Source organism: Sphingobacterium griseoflavum (genome assembly GCF_014653155.1).
GTDB classification, from domain to species: Bacteria; Bacteroidota; Bacteroidia; order Sphingobacteriales; family Sphingobacteriaceae; genus Sphingobacterium; species Sphingobacterium griseoflavum.
In genome coordinates, this window is sequence record NZ_BNAF01000005.1 from 186,642 (window position 1) to 207,497 (window position 20,856).

The window sequence follows — 20,856 nt, forward strand, 5'->3', positions numbered from 1 at the left end:
ATTTGGTTTGTAGTAGTGATGATGTAGTATGTTAGAGCTCTAGTAGGAATTCGCTGAGGTTTTTTTCGGTTGGAATGTTGAATTTTTTCCGGAGTCGGTAGCGCCTGATTTCTATCCCGCGTGTGCTTATGTTCATTAAAGAAGCCATATCCTTACTTGACATATTCAGCCGCAAGTAAGCGCAAAGTTTTAGGTCATTAGGTGATAAGCTGGGGTAATCAGTTTTCAATTTCTTGAAGAAGTTCTCATGCGATTCATTGAAACTCTTCTCGAAAAGATCCCAGTCGCGCTCATCGCTCCGCGCATCGTCAATTAATTTGTTGACTTTCTGTAGCTGATCTGGAGACAGTTTTTTTCCATCACGATCTTTGATACGAAGAAGTTCGCCATGCAGATTGTTCAAAAGCTCATTTTTGTAAACGATATTCGTTGCTGCATTGGCCAGCTCCCGGTTTTTTGCGTCAAGCTCCAAGATCAGCTGCTCATTTTTTAGCTCCATCAGCTTCTTTTCATTCTGCTCGCTTTCTTTGCGAAGCAAATCTTGTTGCCTTTGCTGCAGCTTATGGCGGATTGCCAATTTATCTCGCTTAATCTTTTCTGTGACAAATCTGCGTGCCAAAAAGAAACCCAGTACAGTGAGGATTACGTATAGCAACAAGGCGGGCCATTGCAAATGCCAAGGGGGTAAAATTTGAAAGGGTAGTGTGGTTGTCTCGGAGACCGAGCCGTTGTCGGCTATAGCCCGTACCTTAAAGGTATAGTTCCCAGGGTTTAGATTTGTGAAGTCGATGTAAGGAATTTCGGCGGGTACAGACCATTCTGTCTGGGTACCCTCTAAGATAGACTGATATTTAACTGCCGTATGACTGTACCAAGGTGAAGCAAACTGAATGCGTATATTATTTTGATTATTCGGAATGGCAACTGTTGCATCCAAGTGGTGGAGCGTATCGCTAGCGTTAGAAATTTCTTGTAGTCCTATGATAAGCGGACTGGCAGGGGCGGCAGTTTGTCTACGGTTTAGATCGTAAAAAGCGATGCCATTATCCAAACCAAACAACAGTTTCTGATCCACCTGCTCGATCACTTCATAGTTTTTCATTACGATATCTTGCAAACTATTGAAGCTGAATGAATCCACCGAAATCTCGTTATTATGGAACGTCACTTCGGCAAATTGTCCTTCATGTGCAAACATATATTTGTTGCTTCGCAGGGCGCTGATCTTCTTCGCGCGTGAAAAAGATCCCAACGCACTGTTAAGCTCCGTATAGGGTTTAAAGCGAGACAGCACACTATCGTAAATGAAGATACCTTTGTCGGTAGCAAATACAATATTCTGCTGTACCGTAGACGGTGTAATACGTTGGATATTCGGGAAATCTTCATTAAAGGCAAATGCTTTCAGCACGCGGATCTGCTGCTGATCACTGCTGAATTCGGCGAGCTGTATAGCATTGTTAAACACCACCCAAAATTGCTTATCATTTCGAGGATAGACGGCGATAACCGCGGCCTTCGGATCAGGGTATTTCCGCTTCAGACGCCAACCGTTGTCGTTCTCAAACAACGCTAAACCGGTATAATTGCCTTGTAGAAACAGCAATGGGCTGTTTGGTAGCTGCATATTAGACCAGCCCCCAGTCCAGTTCGATACGCTTTTTATACTTCCGCCATCGACAAGAAATGTGCCCTCATTGTGTCCACAAATCAGTTGATTATCAAAAATATCCAAGCTCCATACCTGTCCTTGAGAGCCAGGGATAAATTTTAGGTCAAAAGATTTTAAAATTGGGGATGCGGGCCAGTTGCTGTAGAATAGACCTTGGTTGGTGCCGAGATAAATCTTGTTTTTGAATATCTTGATCGCATAGACGGTTCCAATTTCACCAAAAATATCCCGATAGTAGTAGAAAGGGGAATTTATTTCAATACGGTCGATCCCATTGTCAAGCCCTGCCCATATATTACCTTGTCGATCAAGGTTCATGCTCAATACCGTGTTGTTTTGCAGGCCATTACGCTTGTGGATATGCTGTAATAACCTTCCTTCATTATCGATAATAAAAATCCCGTTTTTGATCGTTCCGAAAGCAAAAGAGCGTTCGTTGATTTTTAAGCCATTGTTCAGTTGAGCTTCTTTAAGAAGTTTATTGATAGGAGATTCCGGTTTCCAAGGCTGCACTTTCCCTTCCGCAGTGAGGAGGTACAAGCCCTCTTTGGCCGTTCCTACTAAAAACTGTTGGCGATCGAAAGGAAGGACAGTTAATACGTTCTTGAGTTTATGTTCAAGTTTTGTAAAACCTTTTTCGCTCCAGCGTTCTAAACCGGAGGGAATTCGTTCTATCCAGACATGTTGGTACACTTGATGAGCAAAGAGAAAGGGTTCTCCTTGACCATACTGCAGTTCTACTTTATTATCTTTATAGATATAGCATTTCGAGAAAGACTGGAAGATTACACAGTCGTCGACAAATAGAATTTTCCAAATTTCATCGTTTTCCAATAGCTTTGGTTCGACGAGCTTAGACAAGTTGTGATATTTCAACTTGCCACCTTTTTTTTCGAAGTAACCGAATTCTTCCTTGCCACCGATGTAAATATGTCCATCTGCTCCTATGGCCACGCTTCGTGCGAAATTTCGGTTGCTCAGCGGGTAAAGGTTCCAGTAAGCGCCGTTAAAAGTCACTAATCCGTTGTTGTTGGCCGCATAGATGGTGCCGTCCTTCCCTTGGACAATACTCCAATTTTGGTTACCTGCCTTATACTGTGATTTGGTGTAATTCTGCACGTATGGCGTTCCGATCGATGAAATCGCTTGCGCTTGAGCAGTGTTGTAAAACAGAATTGATAGAAGATAAATAGTGATAATACGAACCATGGCTGTAACCGTACGAGCATGCAAGTTACAAACTCCATGCGTTTAAAACAAAGTATTATTTAAGACGTAAATCATGTCGGATTTCAGTATTATTGCCTTATGATTTCATATGCCAATGCCAAGATCAATCTCGGTTTGCAGGTCACAAGCAAGCGGGAAGACGGTTACCATGAGTTGGAAACCATATTTTATCCTTTTCCGCTGTACGACATCATTGAGATATCGAGAGGAGATGCTGATAAAACGACGATGAAAATTACAGGTATGGATCTTGAACTGGATGAAAATAATCTCTGTTACAGGGCGTATAATCTGCTGGCCAACACGTTCGAACTACCACCGGTACATATCCATCTGCACAAGCAAATCCCATTCGGGGCAGGGCTGGGCGGAGGGTCTTCGGACGCGGCGGCGGTATTGAAGATGTTGAATGACAATTTTCTTTTGGGACTGACAGCAGAAGAGCTCGCTTCATTTGCAGCTACACTTGGTGCGGACTGCCCATTTTTCGTCTACGGTACAACGATGTACGCTACCGGAATAGGTACTAAACTGACACCTTTGAATTTGGACCTTTCCAGCTATTACATGGTCTTGCTTAAACCCGATGTGCATGTTTCGACGGCATCAGCTTACGCGTCAATAAAGCCGCAGCCACGGGAGTTTGATATCCGCGAGCTGGTTAGCCTTCCTGTGCAGGATTGGAAATTCTACCTACGAAACGATTTCGAGGAGGGTATCTTTGCAAACCATCCACAGATTAAAAGATGTAAATTGGCGATGTATGAACACGGGGCTTTATATGCAAGCATGTCTGGTTCAGGATCTGCTGTATATGGTATTTTTGACAGAAAGGTCGATTTGTCGGTACTTGCTGATTTAGGTAAGATATATTATCCGGTCATATTTTGACGGGTTTATCAATCGCTATTTCTTCGAAAGCCAAAATTTAGATAAAAAATAAAGCCCATCTAACAAGATGAGCTTTTTTCCGTACCTAGGGCGGGAATCGAACCCGCACTCCTTTAACAGGAACAGGATTTTAAGTCCTGCGTGTCTACCAGTTCCACCACCTAGGCAACTGAGCGAAAGACGAGATTCGAACTCGCGACCCCAACCTTGGCAAGGTTGTGCTCTACCAACTGAGCTACTTTCGCTTTTGATGATGCAAATATAGAGAGAAAACTTTATTCTAGAAATTATTTACTTGTTTTTTGCGGTGCTTTCGGCTAACATTCTAGGAATGTGCGTAATATTTTTTTTACCCGATGGCGTAATCGTTGTCTTTCCATTCAACTGGTTCAATATTTGCTTATTTTTGCCGTAAATCAATTTTGTCATGAGGTGTTTTTATTCGATCGTTACCACATTAATCATACTATTGGTCGCTTTTACGGAAAGCAAGGCCGATACTTACCCCGAAGTTATTTTCGATAATAGCCTCGTAAAAGGAGTATATGCGAAAAGTAGAGTCGAATACGAAGGGTCGTCCTGGGTGGAGAATTTAAATAACCATTTGTTAGTTTCGGATACGCTTTTCTTTACTCCCGGCAATGCGCTATCCTTACAGTACAAATCTGCAGAAAACGGCCATTGGCATGTCGATCTGCAATATAGCCGACAAAAGTTAAATTATCAGGTCAATCCGTCCGATTTTCTAGTATTCCAGCTTTTTGTCAAATCTGAGGATACGCAAGACGCGGATCTGCCACTCATCGGTATCCGACAGCGAGAAAATGAGTCTGACTTTCTGGATATCACGCCTTACATCGAAGATTTCGGCTATAACATGTGGATGCGTGTAAAAATCCCCATGTCTAAATTCCGGAATGTAATGGGAAAGGAGCCTATTACTGCCGTCCGCATGGTGCAGCACCGCACATCGGGTAAGACCCACCAATTGTTTATCGATCAAGTTGAGTTTCTGCCGAGGGGGGCGTCGCAAGTCAAGCTTTCATCGCCTGCGATTCTTTCCAGTGCCGTGGCGTATGACAAGCAGGTACACCTACAGTGGCAGTTGCCTTTGACACCATCTATACGCTATATAAAGATATACCGCTCGGAAGATGGCAAAAATTTCACGCCTGTCGGCATTCGACCCATATCGATGCAGGGTTGTCTAGATTATGTTCCCGATCTGAACAGAACGTATTTCTATAAGATTGCGTGGATCGATTACAATTATGTGGAGTCGCCATTTTCGCAGATAAAAGAGGTAAAGACCAAACGTCTTGATGAGCATGAGCTCTTGGATTTGGTGCAAGGTGCACATGTCAATTATTTCTTGGAGAATTACGATATCAATAGCGGACTATATTTACCTTTTGGTATGAAAGAGAGAGCTTTGGTGTCTGTTAAAGAAAGTGGTAACGCTATATTAAGTTTAATTGTTGGTGTGGAGAAGGGTCGTGTGAATAGGCAGGTGGCGTTGGGTAGAATAGGGCGCATGCTGAGTTTTCTGAGCAAGGCGCAAAATCGTTACGGCATCTTTCCGGCTTACTTTGACGGTAGGACGGGTCTACCCGATTATAGGGAAGGGGAGCCCACCTACGATGTCCTAGCTACATCTTCGGTGATAGAAGCGCTATTGGTGGCGCGACAATATTTTAGCAAAGAAGATGAGAAGGAAGCGTCGCTCCGGGACAACATCACGACGCTTTATGAGGCCATTCAATGGGATCGACTTTTAGCAGAGGGGTATCAAGATGTGCTGCTGGAGAAGGTTTCTGGTTTGGACCCTTCCAAGCAATATCCAACCCTAGGTGGTATCAATGAGTCAATTAATGCGTATCTATTGGCAATGAGTTCGCCCAGCCATCCAATCCCGCTTTCCGCCTATGAGAATGGAATTAAAAATGTGGACATCCGGTATTCTTCGGCCTACAATAGAATGGATAGCTTGGCAAGAGATACCATCTCGATGGTAAAAGAAAGTTTTCGCTTGGCTTTCAATCCATTCAGTAATAACTTTGAAGGTTTGGCCGAGCGAATCTCGATATTACAGGATACCAGCATGTATGGTGAGCAACTTGTCTTTGGCAATGCGAAAGGAAGCTTGCTAGATTTTTACAAGCCGTTTTTCACATTAAACCCATCACTATTGCCTGACGATAAAATCAGCTATGAAGAGGCGATTCGGTCTTACATCAAAGTGCGGAAGCGTCGCGATAACGAAATAGGTGTTGGATCCACCAACTCCGATATTTGGGGCTTTTATCAATTATCCGATAGCATTGGCAGTTACCGGATTAATCCGGCTATTGGACCAGCATCGATGTTTCTACTGCCCAACGAAGGTAAAAAGTCCGTTTTCGCACTTTATGAAAATTATGGGGAGAATTTCTTTACCGAATATGGATTTCGCGCATGGCTCGACCTGCGGGACAGTGATGTCTCTGATGAGTATTTTGCGACAAACCAAGCTGCTGTAGCGGTTGGAATCGAAAATGCGCGCACCGGGCTGATATGGAAACTATATGGCGATATCCCCGAAATAAAATCGCTGTTGGGAAAACTACACACGGAAAGGCAAAAAAGGAATTGAATTAGTCGCTAAAACAGGCAATTTTGTTATATTTACAGACAATTAAACGCAATTTCATGAAACATACGACCACTGCTGCATTATTTTTTGCTTTCACACTAAGCTTCACCGCCTGCAAGCAACGCGCGATCATGGTTAATCCAGGCGCTGTTGTAACGAAAGATGGGACGGATGATGGGCTAAAGAATGTGAAAAGTGAATTTGAAGATGCTTCTCGTACGGAAGAAGGCATTAAATTTACGCTGTCTTCTGATTTACTATTTCCAACAAATTCGTCGTATTTAACAGAAAAGGCAAAAATAGAATTGAGTAAACTTTCCAAACTGCTCAACGAAGATAGAACCAAGAAAATTCGTGTAGACGGTCATACAGATTCTACGGGCGAAGCGAATTACAATCAATGGCTTTCTGAAAAACGTGCAGCCTCTGTAAAAAAATTCTTGGAAGATTCTGGTGTCAGTGCTGCGCGAATAACGACAAAGGGTTTGGGACAGACAAAACCTGTATCGGACAACAAAACACCTGAAGGCCGTCAAAAAAACAGACGCGTAGAGGTGGTGATCTTGAATTAAGATATTTGAATATACGTTTTTAGACCGTCATCCGAATCATTTTTCAGGTATTTGGATGACGGTCTTGTTTTATGTCCAAGTGTGTTCCTCATACGCTGCCTTCCAAAATAAGAATTCTAAATGGGAGGCTGTCTTAAATGCGGTCAGCATTTGTTCTCGTACCGCTGCCGTGGTTTGCTCCGCCATTTGATCCACATAGGATTTTGCTAAGTCCACACTTTCGGCAAAATCTTCTCCGCTGTAGGTTTCTATCCAAGCTGCATATGGATTTTTTGATCCAGACTGTGTTTGATAGAGTTGATCACCCACCACCTGGTAAATCCAAAAACAGGGGAGAACCGCCGCCATGGCGACTTCCAAGGACTCAAAAGCGGCCATGCTTTTTAGAAAATGAATATAATGGTGACAGACGGGCTCGATACATATATCCATATCACTGGGAATGCCAAACTGCTTGAAATAGGTTTCGTGAAGAGCCTTTTCGACAAGGAGCGCATTTTTTCCGAAGTCAAAAAAATGTTGTGCCTGCTCGTTGGAGATACATTTGCTGCCAATATAAGCCAACACGCGGCCAAAATGTTCGAGGTATTTGGCATCTTGCAGCATGTAAAATTGGAATTTTTCCATCGGAAGTACGCCACTTCTTAGTTCTTTCACGAAAGGCATCTCAAGGATGCTGTTAACTAAGGGATTGATGGATTTCCACGCATGATCAGTCCAGCTCATAGCATATTAATTTCTGGGGATTATGGAAATGATTTAACGGTCCGTTTCCTTGACCAATTTGAAGATCTTTGCTGGCTAAGATAGCCTGATGTACATAGTCCAAGCTTAAGGCGACAGCTTCTTCCAACGATTTTTTTCGAGCAAGGTAACTTGCTAATGCAGAAGATAATGTGCAACCCGAACCATGCGTGTTTTTGCTGTCTATACGGCTCGATTCATAGCGGTAGGTGTCACTATGCTGTTGCAGCAATAACGTCGTTAAGGTGTCGCTGTTTAGGTGCCCCCCTTTAACGAGTACCGCTTTGCAGCCCATTGCAAGAAGTTTTTTGCCCGCCTCTTCCATCGCAATTGGCGTATCCACCTTTTCATCTACCAAAACAGAAACTTCGTCCAAATTTGGCGTAATTAAGTCAGCTAATGGAAAGAGCTCTGTTGTACAGGCCTGTATGGTGTCCTGTTGTATCAATCGATGGCCCGACGTGGATACCATGACAGGGTCAAGTACGATATGGCCACGGTAATCCCGAAGAAAATCAGCGATAACGCGCACAAGCGCGACGCTATGTACCATACCGATTTTGATGGTATCTGGATAAATATCGTCAAAAATAGCAGCCATTTGATCGCGCACCGCGGTGGGCGGGATATCATAAATCTCCCTTACTCCTTGCGTATTTTGTACAGGAAGGGCCGTCAATACGTTCATGGCATAGCAGCCCAACGCCGATATCGTTTTGGTATCTGCTTGAATACCTGCACCGCCGCTTCCATCGAAACCAGCGATGCTCAGTACAGTGGGTACCGTGTATAGGTTAACATCTTTCATTTTTTTAAGTTGATTTATATTCCTTGCAGGGATTGTGTCTTTTGTGCTGATCCACGGAAATGCACTGTTTGGCACTTCTTTAAACAGATAAACGCTATGATATCAGCATCTTTTTTAAACGCTCGCTAGCTTTCCGAGGCTCTGGCGCTGCGCAAATCGCAGATACAACAGCTATGCTATTGGCTCCCGCAGCGAGGGCTTTGGCGGCCGTGTCAACGTTCATTTTGCCGATGGCGATTAGCGGCTTATCGGTTTGCATGCGCAGTGTACGGATACCGTCAATACCCCATTCGGTGATCGTGTCCAACTTGGTTGCCGTTGCAAATACCGGGCTAACGGCCAAATGATGCACGGCCGCCACTTGATTGCTGTTTAGCTGTGCGAGGTTTTCAATCGACCAGCCGATGCGCAGTTGGTCGCCGTATTGCTCGAGAATGCTTAAGGGAGACCGATCCTGCTGCCCAACGTGTACGCCCCACGCATCGACATCTACGGCAATATCAACGGCATCGTTGATGATCAGTGGTATTTCGTATTGCTCGGTCAGTTGTTTCAACGCCCAAGCTTTCCGAAAGAAATCTTTTTTGGATAAATCCTTCTCCCGCAATTGGATAATATCTATCCCTCCCAGCATAGCTTGCTCGGCCACCCAAAGCCATGGACGTCCAACGCAATCCCGTTCCGAAATCACGAGATATAAAGGATAAGGAAACGTTGGGTCAATGGACATACTCTTTGATATTTAAGTGGGTACTGATCTCTACTTCGCTCAAATTGTAGAGCGTATCATAGAGGTTTTTTTGTAAAGAACCAGGACCGCTGGACTGCCTTGCAGCAAGTTCGCCCGCCAAGCTGCAGACACTGACGCCTGCTAAGGCCTCCAAAAATGGGTCGTCGCCCTGCGCGATAAAGGCCGCAATAATCGCCGAGGATGTGCAGCCCAACCCGGTTACTTTTGTCATCATGGGAGAGCCGTTGTGTATGCTTACACTACGTTGTTCGCCAATAACGTAATCCACTTCCCCCGAGATGCAGACCTGCGCGCCGGAGGTTTTTTGCAGTTGGTGTCCAGAGGCCGATGCCTGCGCGCTCCCTGCCGTGCTATCGACGCCCTTGCCTCCCGACAATGCAAAATCAGATAAAGCGATAATTTCTGAAGCATTCCCCCGAATGACGGTAGGGCGGTAGCGCAGCAATTCTTGAAGCACCTCGTTCCGGAATGCCGAAATGCCTGCACCTACGGGATCCAATATCCAAGGACGCCCAATACGATGTGCATATTCAGCTGCTGCGCACATAGACGAAGCCCACTCTTCGCTCAATGTACCAATGTTAATCAGCAGGGCATTGCTCATAGCAACGACCTCCTTAACCTCGCGCGGGCTATGCACCATAACTGGAGATGCCCCCAATGCCAATAACGCATTTGCAGTATTGTTCATCACCACGAAGTTAGTGATGTTGTGAACCAATGGACGTTGCTCGCGCAGATGTTGTAATCGTTCAGCGATTTGTTTTACCATTAACGTAAAGCTTATTTGTGCTACTGCTTTTGGCTTCAGGGGGGAGATGATAGCGCATGGGCGGCATGCCAAGCTTGCGCGATTGCTTTTTCCTACGCCGGTGTTAACCGGATCAGGTTCAAAGGGACTGTCTCAATTCTTTTTAGAATACCCCTAAAGCCAATCAAACTTAACGATTTTTGATGGTAAATGCAAACGCGCCAACGAGGGATTGGGCAAGCCGTTTTTGCCCTGTTAATTTTCTTACACCTGTTGAAAGATATCGGTACTGGCCGTGATGTAGTAGTTTTTATACCGAATAATATCCCTGGAATTGCTGACGTATTTTACAGTCGAATGCTTGAATATATAAGCGGTAGCACGTTGCTCCATGGCGCGCAGGAAAAATTCAAAGTCCGCATAAAGGCGTTTACGTTCTTCAAGCGGAAACTTACTGTTTTTGACAATTTCTAAAAACTGTTCATTGTCGATCTTGAACGTTATGCTATCCGCATGCTCCTTGCTGAAATAGAGAAGCGGAGAAGGGCGTTCATCCATAAACAGTGCAAACCCCACTTCATCATGATCCAGTTTAACGACGAAAGCATGGAAATGCACCGTTCCAATTTTTTGGCTGTCGATAGCGATTAGTTTCGTAAACATAGCGCAGGTAATATGGTTGTTTAAATATACATAATATTTCCATAAATAACTAATTAGGTATATTTCTACTTTTGCAGCAATGACTGGGTTGCCAAGATGCGATTAAAATTGTAGTTTTTTGATTTCCCACGCAATGGTGTCCATCAACAGCCATTGATTATGAAGGCACGGAAGTCCTGCTATGATTTTGAGGGTTTCTTGGGCCATCATCAAGGCCAATATGCCCGGTGTGCTAGCCAATACACCATTCAGGTCGCAGCTGGGCACGTCGTCGGGATTCGGTGGCTCCGGAAATATTGCCCTTAAATCTTTCGATCCACGGTGATGAAACACGGCCATCTGGAGTTCGAAATTGAGCACGCTACCGTAAACCAAGACTTTCTGTTGTTGAAAACAAGCTTCATTGACAATATAACGTGTGTCGAAATTATCACAGCCGTCGACAATGACATCGTATGCTCGCACATAGTCAGCTGCGTTATCCAAATCTATTCGATCTTGTATGGGTATAAACTCGATATCCGAGTTGAGCTGTTGTATTTTTTGCACCAAACTATATACTTTGGGCATGCCGATCGTTTTCTCCGTATGCGCTATCTGCCGATGAAGGTTGTGGATCTCCACACGATCGAAATCTATACAGGCCAATTTACCCACTCCTGCGCCCGCTAGATACAGACAGATGGGGCTGCCAAGTCCGCCAGCACCAATCACAAGAACCTTGGCTTGCTTGATGTTTATTTGCCCTGTTAAACCGATTTCGGGTAGGGAAATTTGCTTTTTATAACGGATGATTTGATCTTTTGTTAGTTGCGTCATATTCAATTATCGATAAATTCGGGTTGCCAGTCTTTCCATACGGGTTGGTAGCCCATTTTTCTAATTTGTTCGACCACCATTTCCACAGGTCGGTCATCGCTTATTTCAAATTGCTCAAGAGAGGCGGGTTCCACGACATAGCCGCCCGGGTTTGTTTTGGATCCTGCACTCATGGAGGTAATGCCTAGGTGAATGAGGTGGTTGCGGAAGGACTCATGTTCACGTGTTGATAAGGATATTTCCAGATCTGGATTCCACAGCCGGTAAGCACAGATCAGCTGGACCACATCGGTGTCATCCATCACAAAATGTGGAGTCACCACTCCTTCTGCAGGACGTAATCGTGGAAATGATACGGCATATTTGCTCTTCCAATAGCGGCGTTGCAAGTAATCGATGTGCAAGGCATTGAAAAAGCTGTCGACACGCCAGTCCGCTAAGCCTAACAATACGCCGACTCCAATTTTGTGTATGCCAGCTTGTCCGATGCGGTCTGGCGTGTTTAACCGATAGTAAAAGTTGGACTTTTTACCTTTCGGATGATGGTCCTTGTAAACCTTTTGATGATAGGTCTCTTGATAAACGAGGACGGCATTTATGTTTGCTTGGTGGAGTGCTTTGTAATCTTCTTTTTCCAAAGGTTGCACCTCAATGGACAGCTGCGGAAAAATCGTATCCAACTGCTTGATCGCTTCAAGGAAATAAGGGGTGTTTACGGTTTTGTTTGCCTCACCGGCTACCAATAACACATGTTGAAATCCCATATTTCGAAGTGCCAACGCCTCTAGTTTGATCTCCGCAGCCGAGAGTGTACGCCGCCTGATCGTATTATCCATGCTGAATCCACAATACGTACATATATTATGGCACTCATTGCTGAGGTAGAGCGGCGCATACAGCTGTATGTTTTTTCCAAACCGCTGCACGGTCAATCGTTGGGAAAGCTGTGCCATTTCTTCCAAAAAAGGTTTGGCCGCAGGAGACAGTAGGGCGATAAAGTCGGAAAGATCCCTATGTTTTTTTACTAAAGCACGTTGCACATCGCCTGCCTCACAATGCGCTATTTGGTCTTTTATACGATCCCAATCATAGCGATCGAACACATCTTTGAATGATTTATCCATGGGGCTGGGGTTTTGTTAAGAAGTTTGTCAAAGGGCTGCTTGATGAGGCTTCTATGCTGCTTTGTTGTAGGCGTGCCTGTTGCGCCATTCGCCCGGCGCGAACAGCCAGTGCAAATGCCTCTGCGACTAGCTGTGGATCATCAGCGGTTGCAATGGCCGTATTCACCAGCACAGCGTCTGCTCCCAGTTCCATGGCTTTTGCGGCATCTGACGGAGCGCCGATCCCTGCATCGACAATGACTGGTACGGTGCTTTGTGCCAAAATGATCTCCAAAAAATCGAGGGTTTTCAAGCCCTGGTTACTTCCTATCGGCGAGCCGAGCGGCATGACTGCAGCCGTACCGACATCTTCTAACCGTTTGCAGAGCACCGGGTCGGCATGAATGTAAGGAAGCACGATAAAGCCCGCTTTAGCTAAGGCCTCGCAGGCATACAGTGTCTCTATAGGATCGGGTAGAAGATATTTCGGATCTGGATGTATTTCTAGCTTTACCCAATTTGTTTCCATCGCCTCACGTGCGAGTTCTGCAGCGAGAACGGCCTCTTTAGCCGTGCGCGCCCCAGAGGTATTCGGCAGTAATTGGATGCGCTGCCGGGGAATATGCGCCAGCAACTCATCGGTGTTGGTTTCCATATCGATACGTTTCAGCGCTACCGTAACCATTTCGGTTTCCGACGCAGAAATAGCTGCTCGCATAAGTGCAGACGATCCAAATTTCCCAGTTCCTAAGAATAGCCTTGACTCGAATGTTCTATCGGCAATTTTCAATTTCTTGTCCATATAGTAATGTATTGAGATGTTCAATGTGTTGTTCGTCTGTAAAATTGGCTTGGATGCACTTGGATAACGCAACGCCATACAGCCCTATCTTCCGTAGTCTTGATATATCGGGTTTGGCTATGCCCCCAATCGCAAATATAGGTGGGCACGGTACTGACCCTAAGTCCTTTATAACTGATCTATAACCTTCAAAGCCCAATAAAGGACTTAGTTTCTCTTTTGTTTCGGTATAACGTAACGGTCCTAGACCGATATAGTCGCACCCTTCTTTTATACGTTGTTGAACGTCTGCTGTGCTATTTGCGGTCCCTCCGATAATTTTTGAGGGAGACAGGATAGCTTTGGCTTCCAAAACAGGCATATCCCCCAGACCTAGATGAACGCCATCAACAGCTGCATCATTCGCAAGAGATACATAGTCGTTTATAATCAGCGTAAAAGAAAATTGTTCTTTTAACAGGATGACCCGTTTAATGAGCCTATCGATTTCGTGATCTGCTGTATGCTTTATGCGAATTTGAATCCAAGATACACCGCGCACAAGGGCGAGCCTAATATTAATATAATGTTCCTCCGGTGTTTTCCCGGAGGAAATGTATTGTAGGCGACTATATTTCATATCAAAAGGTTACTTTTTTATTTATCCATTCCGTTTGACTTTCGTAACAATCCCTAGCTTCGCGAATAGGATCTGACGCTTCCCACAACCCTCCACATAAGGCAAAGTCGTTAAACGTATGACTGTCCATGCGTTGCAGCCTATCTGCGTTTATTCCGCCTAGGGCGATGGCTGATGTAAATCTGTTTGTTCTTCCGAGGAGAGGCAGGCAGTGATCCACGCCGTATCCTTTTTTGGAAATGCTCGGAAATACCGGACTGACAAACGCCATTTTAAAGCCGGGGCCAAGCGCATTGAACTCGCCCCAGCTGTGTGTGGAGGTGCTGGTGTATAGGCGCTGTTCATTAATAGCCACTTGGTTTCTACCTGCTGTGGAAAGATGCAGATGGGGTACGCCGTTTTCCCTAGAAAGTGTAGAGAATTGATGTGCGATAAGGCGCAGGCGTTCTTCCAGTGAAAAGACGGAAAGAATGCGCTCGTAATCCTTCTCGGATACAGTCGGTTTGCGAATATGAACATATACATGGGGCCAAGCAATCAAACTTTTTAGGATATAAATTTCATTGCGAGGGAAGCCGTTTAATGTGATAACATGCATTGCTATAGATAGATTTCTTTTCCTTTATCAATAAATTCTGCAGACTTCAGCTGAAGACCCTCGGCCACACTGTCCCGGATCTCCTGCGTAATTTTCATGGAACAGAATTTTGGCCCGCACATGGAGCAGAAGTGAGCAATTTTCGCACCTTCTGCAGGTAATGTTTCATCGTGAAACGCACGTGCCGTATCCGGATCCAAGGAGAGATTGAATTGATCTTCCCATCGAAATTCGAAACGAGCCTTGCTCAGGGCATTGTCTCGGTATTGAGCACCGGGATGGCCTTTCGCCAAATCAGCCGCATGGGCAGCAATTTTATACGTGATGACGCCATCTTTGACATCTTTTTTATTGGGCAGTCCCAAATGCTCTTTTGGTGTCACATAACAAAGCATGGCACAGCCGTACCAGCCGATCATGGCGGCGCCAATGGCCGACGTGATGTGGTCGTATCCGGGGGCTATGTCGGTCGTGAGCGGCCCTAGTGTATAAAACGGCGCTTCCTCACAAGTTTCCAGCTGTTTTTCCATATTTTCTTTAATCAGGTGCATAGGCACGTGTCCTGGTCCCTCCACCATAACCTGTACATCGTGCTTCCACGCAATCTTGGTCAATTCGCCCAAAGTCTCTAGCTCGGCAAACTGCGCCGCGTCGTTTGCGTCTGCTATTGAGCCGGGGCGTAAGCCATCACCCAAGGAAAAGGCTACATCATATTCCTTCATAATTTTGCAGATCTCTTCAAAATGGGTATATAGGAAGTTTTCTTGGTGATGGAAAAGACACCATTTGGCCATGATGGATCCGCCGCGAGAGACAATTCCTGTGGTCCGATTGGCCGTGAGATGAATATAGCGTAGCAACACGCCGGCATGAATGGTAAAGTAAGAAACACCCTGTTCTGCCTGCTCAATAAGGGTATCCTTGAAAATTTCCCAAGATAAGTTTTCTGCGATGCCATTTACCTTTTCCAAGGCCTGATAGATCGGGACGGTACCGATCGGGACCGGAGAGTTCCGCAAGATCCATTCCCGCGTTTCGTGGATGTTCTTACCGGTAGAAAGGTCCATGATCGTATCTGCTCCCCAGCGACATGCCCATACGGCTTTCTCCACTTCCTCTTCGATAGTGGAGGTGACGGCGCTGTTGCCGATGTTTGCATTTATCTTTACCAAGAAGTTTCTACCGATGATCATGGGCTCACTTTCCGGGTGATTGATGTTATTGGGGATTATCGCGCGCCCAGCAGCGATCTCCTGTCGTACAAACTCGGGCGTGATGTAGTTTTTTGGCGTATTGGCGCCGAAGCTGTTGCCGGGATGCTGCACGGCCAAGGGATCTATCTGAACGCTGTTTGCTTCGATACGCTGGTTTTCCCGTATCGCTACATATTCCATCTCTGCCGTGATGATACCCTGCCTTGCGTAGTGGAGTTGTGTGATATGTCGTCCTAATTTCGCACGTTTAGGACGATGTAGATAATCAAAACGAAGGTGATCTAAGCTGTTATCACGTAGTCTTTCCCGACCGTAGGAAGAACTTGCAGCTTCCAGTAGCTCAACATCATCTCGATCTAAAATCCACTGCTCGCGAAGTCGTGGTAGACCCTCTCGGATATTGATGTCGATGGATGGGTCCGTGTAAGGACCCGAAGTATCATATACAGTAATCGGCGCATTATCTGTTCCTGTACCATTGCTAAGCCTAGTTTTGTCGAGACTGATCTCGCGCATGGCAACTTGAATGGGAAACAATTCGCCTTGCACGTAAACTTTGCGTGACTTGGGGAACGGGGCGGTAGAAAGTGCTTTTGTTTGTTGGTTCATGATACAAATGTATTATCCGCCTTGAGTAGCGGTGATTATTAACAATTCTGCCTGATCGGGAACCGAAGTTTGTTGCCAAAGGGAACGTGGGACGACCTGTTGGTTCATGGCTACTGCAATTCCTTTTGGCTTTAAATCCGGAACCAATAAATCCAAGACTTCTTGCAGGGACGCGGGGTAAGGCTCGCGTAACTGATGATGTTGATTGTTGATTTTTAGTTGCATATCCTAATGTATGGTTTAAAGATACTTTAGGTATGCCTACAAAAGGCCGTTGAATAGCCCAAAAGAAGTGCACCTACTTTTCCCTCCGCTAGTATGAACTAGATCAGGTTCCAAGGGTAAAATCTCAGCCTGGTTTTACAGACACCCCTAAAGTATACGATACAAGTATAAGAATATATATCCGGAATAAGAATTTTTTTAATGTTAGGATGCATGTATGGGGTCGATTGCTGAAAGAATTTTCGTAGTATTGGTTATGCGCAAGGTCATCATGGTTTTTTTTGTCTTTACAATGCTTTATGGATGTGTTTCCCGACGTCCGATACCTCCGTCAGATGCGAAGCGTCAAGATAGTACCACATTGGTATTGAAAGAAGGGCAGACCGTATTTCTGGAAAGAGAACAGGTCAATTTGACATTTAACCGGGTGGTAGAAGATAGTCGATGTCCCGAAGGAGTAAATTGTGTTTGGGCAGGTATTGGAGCCGTAGAATTAACCGCGATGGGAACGTATACACGTCCCCAAACGTTCATCCTAGCAACGGAAAAAAATGCGAAAAAAAACTACGAACCATCTGCCGTTTTTAATGGCTACACATACCGTTTGAACGCATTGATGCCTTATCCTACTCAAGAAAAGTCCAGCAAACGAGAGACTTACAGCGTGGAAATTAGCGTGAACTGATGAATGATATTTCAGAAAAACAGCTAGCCAACCTGAACGATCGGTACGATGATAAATGCCATGGCCTATCTGACAGCGCAAATTCTTTTTGTTGATTTATTTTGCTTATTAGTTTATTTTTTCTTACATTTGTGTCGTATTAGATAACGGGTGAGCGAAATTACCTATGAAGCTCGCAAATAAAAAAGCAATGATTTGACAGAAATAAGTGTGATAGGCGGCGGCAGCTGGGCCACTGCTTTAGTAAAAATTTTGACGGAAAACAAAGTCCGTGTGCATTGGTACTTGCGTAGACAAGAGCAGGTAGATGCAATTAATGAGCAGGGGGTCAATCCTGACTATTTAAACTTTGTGAAACTAGATACCCATTATCTGGTAGCGTCCTCGGATCTGAACCACGTCTTGCAAAAATCCACTATTTTACTTTTTGTCGTTCCCAGCGCACATTTTCCGCAACTTTGTTCAACGATTGATGCAGAATCGCTGCAGGATAAAAAGGTTATTACCTCCATAAAGGGTACGGTCGGAAAAGAAAATGTTTTGCCATCAGCATTTATTTCTAACTATTTTGGCATTCCCTCTTCACGACAGGCTGTGCTAGCAGGTCCATGCCATGCCGAGGAAATCGGTATGGGGAAAAAAACGTATATGACGATTTGTTCGCCAAATGATGTCTTTCTGCAGCATTTGAAGCCGGGCTTCAGCAGCCGTTACCTATCTATCAATCTACATACAGACATCGCGGGGATTGAATATGCTGCAATTTATAAAAATGTCGTTGGCTTGGTATGTGGGATGGCCAAAGGGCTTCAATACGGCGATAATTTTATGGCTGTTCTGGTAGCCAATGCGATTTACGAGCTGCAGCTCTTACTAGAGGGGCTACATGTGGCGGACCATCGCATCGCTTGTTCGAGCTATCTGGGTGATTTATTGGTTACAGCTTATTCGCCCCACAGCCGGAACCGCAGTTTTGGCGAGCTTATCGGACGGGGATACAGTGTTGAACAGACACAGAATGCCATGTCCATGGTCGCCGAAGGCTATGCTGCTACACAGGGACTTTATGAAACAGCAAAAAATTTAGGGTTGAATATGCCCATTATCAACACGGCCTATCGTGTTCTTTATAACCACATGGCCGTTACTTCAGAATTTAAATTATTAGAAAGGAATATCATATGATGCTATTAGCGACGGATTTAGATGGAACATTTTTAGGTGGAAGCATGGAAAACAGGCTTCGCCTGTATCGGCTTATCAAGCAACATACGCATATACAACTTGTTTTTGTTACCGGACGTGGTGTGGAATCGGTGATTCCACTGTTGAACGACCCACTGATCCCGCGACCCAATTATATTATTGCCGATGTGGGCGCTACCGTGGTCAACGGCCTTACCTTAGAGCCGGTTGCTTCCATACAGGCCGATATCGAAGCGCGTTGGCCATCCACTTACGCGATACGTGAGAAGGTGCTTGAAGTTGCTCCTGTTACTTTTCAGGAGGTGCCGCAACAACGACGCTGCTCTTTTTTCTACGATTCGGACGCGAATTTGGATGCGATATACCAAGTTGCAGAAAGTTTTGACTGCGATATCATCACGTCTGTAGATAAGTATTTGGATGTGCTACCACGTGGTGTAAATAAAGGTAGTACCTTAAAAGCTTTGGTAGATCATTTGCATGTAGATGAGGATGCTGTATTGGTAGCAGGGGATACCCTTAACGACCTCTCGTTGTATAGAACAGGGTACAAAGGTGTGGTTGTCGGGCAAGCTGAACCAGGACTGATCGAACAAACAGCAGAGGATACCCATGTCTACCAGGCACAAGAGCCGGGTGCTGGCGGAATTTTAGAGTCTTTTTCGCACTTCCCTTCTTTTCAAAAATATGCGGATGAGGTTCGCAAACGGAAAATGCTACATCTCAAAAAAGGTTCAAATCAATTGGTCGTGGTTTACCATCGTTTACCCTTTGAGCAAGAAGTTGTAAATGGTAAATCAATCCGCGTGTCGCCAAAGAGCCCGAATGGCATCATCCCTTCCTTATTAGGCCTTTTCGAGAAAGGTCGATCAGGTATCTGGATAGGGGAGGAAGAGCAACAAAAAGATCGTCCGGAGATACCCAACGAATTAATTGACGAAGAGAGGTACCCACATTTGGTAGCCTCCACCATTAGCCTTCCCAAGGAAGATATCGATAAATTCTACCGTGTTTTTTCAAAAGAGGCTTTTTGGCCGACAATATTTTCATTTGTTGATAAGGCCAAGTTCAACCACGATGATTGGGAGCACTATTTAAAGATCAACCGTATTTTTGCCGAGCGGATAGCCAAGGAAGCCGATCAAGATGCTTTGGTGTGGATCCACGAATATAATCTGTGGATGGTGCCAGCCTATCTCAAGGCACTGCGTCCCGATCTACGCATTGGTTTCTTCCACCATACTTCCTTTCCGGCAGCAGATATCTTTAATATTATCCCATGGCGTAAAGAAATCATTGGAAGCTTGCTGCTATGTGATTTTATCAGTTTCCACATTCCACGTTACGTGGAGAACTTTATCGACGTATTGCGCAGCCACACTCCATTTAAGGTCGTTAGAAAAATCAATGCGGCGAAACAGTTCCTGACCTATAGCTGTGCGCTCGGCGTCGATCAAATGACGAAACTGATCGAGATTGACGGTCGGCAGATTCGATTGGGAGCACAACCGGTAGGCGTTAACATGGAAAAGGTAGAAAGCATCCTGAAGAAGTCCGATATCCGTAAAAAAATTGAAAGCGCCTTGGTGAAAAAATCTGAACAGGAAATGAGCACTATCCTCTCTGTTGAGCGATTGGATTACGTTAAGGGCCCGCTGGAAAAGATACAAGCATTTGGTGAATTTTTAGAGGAGTATCCCGAATATCGGGGTAAGGTGGAGTTGGTGAACATCTGTACGCCACCATCTCAAGGTATGAAGATTTACGATGATATTCGAGACGAAGTGAACAGAGCGGTGGGCGCCATTAACGGTCGTTTTGCCACAATGGATTGGGTGCCTATCCAATATTTTTACCGCGCACTTCCGTTTGAAGAAGTCGTTAGCCTCTACGCAAGCAGTGATATCGCATGGATCACACCGCTTCGTGACGGCTTGAATCTGGTTGCCAAAGAGTATGTCGCGGTTCAAGGTATTATTGGCGGAGATGGAGCGTTGGTTCTTTCGGAGTTTGCAGGTGCTTCGGTAGAGCTGCCCTACGCCATTCTGACAAATCCGTATGATACGAAAAGCATGAAGGAAAGCTTGCTGAAAGCATTGTTAATGCCGGAAGATGAGCGTGCTGCACGGATTAAAAGGTTGTATGATCAAGTAAAGTATTACGACATACATTACTGGGGGAAAGACTTCGTGAAAGAACTGGAAAAAGCGCGAAAAGGTTAACATCTTTTGTTGATACGGTGCTAGCGGGCAGTGGTTATCA

Annotated in this window: 19 protein-coding genes, 2 tRNA genes and 2 riboswitches; of the genes, 6 read left to right on the top strand and 15 right to left on the bottom strand. The window is 45.0% G+C overall.

What is annotated here, in order from left to right:
• Nucleotides 1-31 precede the first annotated feature (31 nt).
• Nucleotides 32-2,881, bottom strand: coding sequence for a triple tyrosine motif-containing protein (locus tag IE165_RS08140; protein ID WP_189626110.1), 2,850 nt, complete (start codon nt 2,879-2,881; stop codon nt 32-34).
• Between the two features lie 99 nt (nt 2,882-2,980).
• Between IE165_RS08140 and ispE the strand changes: the two genes are divergently transcribed.
• Nucleotides 2,981-3,793 (top strand): 4-(cytidine 5'-diphospho)-2-C-methyl-D-erythritol kinase, encoded by an 813-nt coding sequence (gene ispE / locus IE165_RS08145; RefSeq protein ID WP_189626111.1) that lies wholly within the window; start codon nt 2,981-2,983, stop codon nt 3,791-3,793.
• Nucleotides 3,794-3,875: 82 nt separating this feature from the next.
• On the opposite strand, the gene IE165_RS08150 is transcribed toward ispE, so the two are convergent.
• Together IE165_RS08150 and IE165_RS08155 are read right to left on the bottom strand one after the other, a co-directional pair.
• A tRNA-Leu gene (locus tag IE165_RS08150) sits at nt 3,876-3,960 on the bottom strand.
• 5 nt (nt 3,961-3,965) lie between these two features.
• A tRNA-Gly gene (locus IE165_RS08155) sits at nt 3,966-4,038 on the bottom strand.
• A gap of 182 nt (nt 4,039-4,220) precedes the next feature.
• Between IE165_RS08155 and IE165_RS08160 the strand changes: the two genes are divergently transcribed.
• The gene (locus IE165_RS08160) at nt 4,221-6,425 is read left to right on the top strand and encodes a glucoamylase family protein (RefSeq protein WP_229826450.1); all 2,205 of its coding nucleotides are present in this window, start codon (nt 4,221-4,223) and stop codon (nt 6,423-6,425) included.
• A 56-nt stretch (nt 6,426-6,481) separates the two neighbouring features.
• A complete protein-coding gene (locus tag IE165_RS08165; protein WP_189626112.1) occupies nt 6,482-6,997 on the top strand; it encodes an OmpA family protein in 516 nt (171 codons plus the stop codon).
• A 69-nt stretch (nt 6,998-7,066) separates the two neighbouring features.
• Here the strand turns inward: IE165_RS08165 and tenA are convergent, their stop codons facing one another.
• The 12 genes from tenA to thiS form a co-directional block, all read right to left on the bottom strand.
• Nucleotides 7,067-7,723, bottom strand: coding sequence for a thiaminase II (gene tenA / locus IE165_RS08170; RefSeq protein ID WP_189626113.1), 657 nt, complete (start codon nt 7,721-7,723; stop codon nt 7,067-7,069).
• Nucleotides 7,710-8,549, bottom strand: coding sequence for a bifunctional hydroxymethylpyrimidine kinase/phosphomethylpyrimidine kinase (gene thiD / locus IE165_RS08175; RefSeq protein ID WP_189626114.1), 840 nt, complete (start codon nt 8,547-8,549; stop codon nt 7,710-7,712). The genes tenA and thiD overlap by 14 nt, the downstream gene beginning before the upstream one ends.
• Nucleotides 8,550-8,643: 94 nt before the next feature.
• A complete protein-coding gene (gene thiE, locus IE165_RS08180) occupies nt 8,644-9,279 on the bottom strand; it encodes a thiamine phosphate synthase (protein WP_189626115.1) in 636 nt (211 codons plus the stop codon).
• A complete protein-coding gene (thiM, locus tag IE165_RS08185) occupies nt 9,269-10,072 on the bottom strand; it encodes a hydroxyethylthiazole kinase (protein WP_189626116.1) in 804 nt (267 codons plus the stop codon). The genes thiE and thiM overlap by 11 nt, the downstream gene beginning before the upstream one ends.
• A 72-nt stretch (nt 10,073-10,144) precedes the next feature.
• Nucleotides 10,145-10,237: riboswitch (TPP riboswitch) on the bottom strand.
• A gap of 78 nt (nt 10,238-10,315) precedes the next feature.
• A complete protein-coding gene (locus IE165_RS08190) occupies nt 10,316-10,714 on the bottom strand; it encodes a hypothetical protein (RefSeq protein ID WP_189626117.1) in 399 nt (132 codons plus the stop codon).
• Between the two features lie 102 nt (nt 10,715-10,816).
• On the bottom strand, nt 10,817-11,533 hold the full coding sequence (locus IE165_RS08195) for a HesA/MoeB/ThiF family protein (RefSeq protein ID WP_189626118.1): 717 nt from the start codon (nt 11,531-11,533) through the stop codon (nt 10,817-10,819).
• A 2-nt stretch (nt 11,534-11,535) separates the two neighbouring features.
• Nucleotides 11,536-12,657 carry a 2-iminoacetate synthase ThiH gene (gene thiH, locus IE165_RS08200; RefSeq protein WP_189626119.1) on the bottom strand — a complete coding sequence of 374 codons (1,122 nt, stop codon included), beginning with the start codon at nt 12,655-12,657 and terminating at the stop codon, nt 11,536-11,538.
• Complete coding sequence (locus tag IE165_RS08205; protein ID WP_189626120.1) at nt 12,650-13,438, bottom strand: thiazole synthase; 789 nt, start codon at nt 13,436-13,438, stop codon at nt 12,650-12,652. Before IE165_RS08205 ends, thiH begins: the two co-directional genes overlap by 8 nt.
• Nucleotides 13,410-14,057, bottom strand: coding sequence for a thiamine phosphate synthase (locus IE165_RS08210; protein WP_189626121.1), 648 nt, complete (start codon nt 14,055-14,057; stop codon nt 13,410-13,412). Before IE165_RS08210 ends, IE165_RS08205 begins: the two co-directional genes overlap by 29 nt.
• A 1-nt stretch (nt 14,058) precedes the next feature.
• Nucleotides 14,059-14,655 (bottom strand): beta/alpha barrel domain-containing protein, encoded by a 597-nt coding sequence (locus IE165_RS08215; protein WP_189626122.1) that lies wholly within the window; start codon nt 14,653-14,655, stop codon nt 14,059-14,061.
• Between the two features lie 2 nt (nt 14,656-14,657).
• Complete coding sequence (thiC, locus tag IE165_RS08220; protein ID WP_189626123.1) at nt 14,658-16,478, bottom strand: phosphomethylpyrimidine synthase ThiC; 1,821 nt, start codon at nt 16,476-16,478, stop codon at nt 14,658-14,660.
• Nucleotides 16,479-16,490: 12 nt separating this feature from the next.
• Nucleotides 16,491-16,703, bottom strand: a complete 213-nt coding sequence (gene thiS, locus IE165_RS08225; RefSeq protein ID WP_189626124.1) for a sulfur carrier protein ThiS — start codon at nt 16,701-16,703, stop codon at nt 16,491-16,493.
• 63 nt (nt 16,704-16,766) lie between these two features.
• Nucleotides 16,767-16,862, bottom strand: a riboswitch (TPP riboswitch).
• A gap of 58 nt (nt 16,863-16,920) precedes the next feature.
• Between thiS and IE165_RS08230 the strand changes: the two genes are divergently transcribed.
• The 3 genes from IE165_RS08230 to ggpS all read left to right on the top strand — a co-directional run bounded on the left by IE165_RS08230 (nt 16,921) and on the right by ggpS (nt 20,816).
• Nucleotides 16,921-17,388 carry a hypothetical protein gene (locus IE165_RS08230; RefSeq protein ID WP_189626125.1) on the top strand — a complete coding sequence of 156 codons (468 nt, stop codon included), beginning with the start codon at nt 16,921-16,923 and terminating at the stop codon, nt 17,386-17,388.
• A 195-nt stretch (nt 17,389-17,583) separates the two neighbouring features.
• Entirely contained in the window at nt 17,584-18,573 is a 990-nt protein-coding gene (locus tag IE165_RS08235; RefSeq protein ID WP_189626126.1) for an NAD(P)H-dependent glycerol-3-phosphate dehydrogenase, read from the top strand.
• Nucleotides 18,570-20,816: a glucosylglycerol-phosphate synthase gene (ggpS, locus tag IE165_RS08240; protein ID WP_229826452.1), complete on the top strand. Its 2,247-nt coding sequence runs from the start codon at nt 18,570-18,572 to the stop codon at nt 20,814-20,816. Before IE165_RS08235 ends, ggpS begins: the two co-directional genes overlap by 4 nt.
• The last annotated feature ends 40 nt before the right edge of the window (nt 20,817-20,856 follow it).

Excerpts from the sequence above, each read along its gene's own strand:
- tenA (WP_189626113.1), bottom strand. The coding sequence starts at position 7,723 with ATGAGCTGGACTGATCATGCGTGGAAATCCATCAATCCCTTAGTTAAC.
- ispE (WP_189626111.1), top strand. The coding sequence starts at position 2,981 with ATGATTTCATATGCCAATGCCAAGATCAATCTCGGTTTGCAGGTCACA.
- IE165_RS08210 (WP_189626121.1), bottom strand. The coding sequence starts at position 14,057 with ATGAAATATAGTCGCCTACAATACATTTCCTCCGGGAAAACACCGGAG.
- IE165_RS08195 (WP_189626118.1), bottom strand. The coding sequence starts at position 11,533 with ATGACGCAACTAACAAAAGATCAAATCATCCGTTATAAAAAGCAAATT.
- thiC (WP_189626123.1), bottom strand. The coding sequence starts at position 16,478 with ATGAACCAACAAACAAAAGCACTTTCTACCGCCCCGTTCCCCAAGTCA.
- thiE (WP_189626115.1), bottom strand. The coding sequence starts at position 9,279 with ATGTCCATTGACCCAACGTTTCCTTATCCTTTATATCTCGTGATTTCG.
- IE165_RS08190 (WP_189626117.1), bottom strand. The coding sequence starts at position 10,714 with ATGTTTACGAAACTAATCGCTATCGACAGCCAAAAAATTGGAACGGTG.
- thiD (WP_189626114.1), bottom strand. The coding sequence starts at position 8,549 with ATGAAAGATGTTAACCTATACACGGTACCCACTGTACTGAGCATCGCT.
- IE165_RS08140 (WP_189626110.1), bottom strand. The coding sequence starts at position 2,881 with ATGGTTCGTATTATCACTATTTATCTTCTATCAATTCTGTTTTACAAC.
- IE165_RS08160 (WP_229826450.1), top strand. The coding sequence starts at position 4,221 with ATGAGGTGTTTTTATTCGATCGTTACCACATTAATCATACTATTGGTC.
- ggpS (WP_229826452.1), top strand. The coding sequence starts at position 18,570 with ATGATGCTATTAGCGACGGATTTAGATGGAACATTTTTAGGTGGAAGC.
- IE165_RS08230 (WP_189626125.1), top strand. The coding sequence starts at position 16,921 with ATGGGGTCGATTGCTGAAAGAATTTTCGTAGTATTGGTTATGCGCAAG.
- thiS (WP_189626124.1), bottom strand. The coding sequence starts at position 16,703 with ATGCAACTAAAAATCAACAATCAACATCATCAGTTACGCGAGCCTTAC.
- IE165_RS08205 (WP_189626120.1), bottom strand. The coding sequence starts at position 13,438 with ATGGACAAGAAATTGAAAATTGCCGATAGAACATTCGAGTCAAGGCTA.
- IE165_RS08165 (WP_189626112.1), top strand. The coding sequence starts at position 6,482 with ATGAAACATACGACCACTGCTGCATTATTTTTTGCTTTCACACTAAGC.
- thiM (WP_189626116.1), bottom strand. The coding sequence starts at position 10,072 with ATGGTAAAACAAATCGCTGAACGATTACAACATCTGCGCGAGCAACGT.
- thiH (WP_189626119.1), bottom strand. The coding sequence starts at position 12,657 with ATGGATAAATCATTCAAAGATGTGTTCGATCGCTATGATTGGGATCGT.
- IE165_RS08215 (WP_189626122.1), bottom strand. The coding sequence starts at position 14,655 with ATGCATGTTATCACATTAAACGGCTTCCCTCGCAATGAAATTTATATC.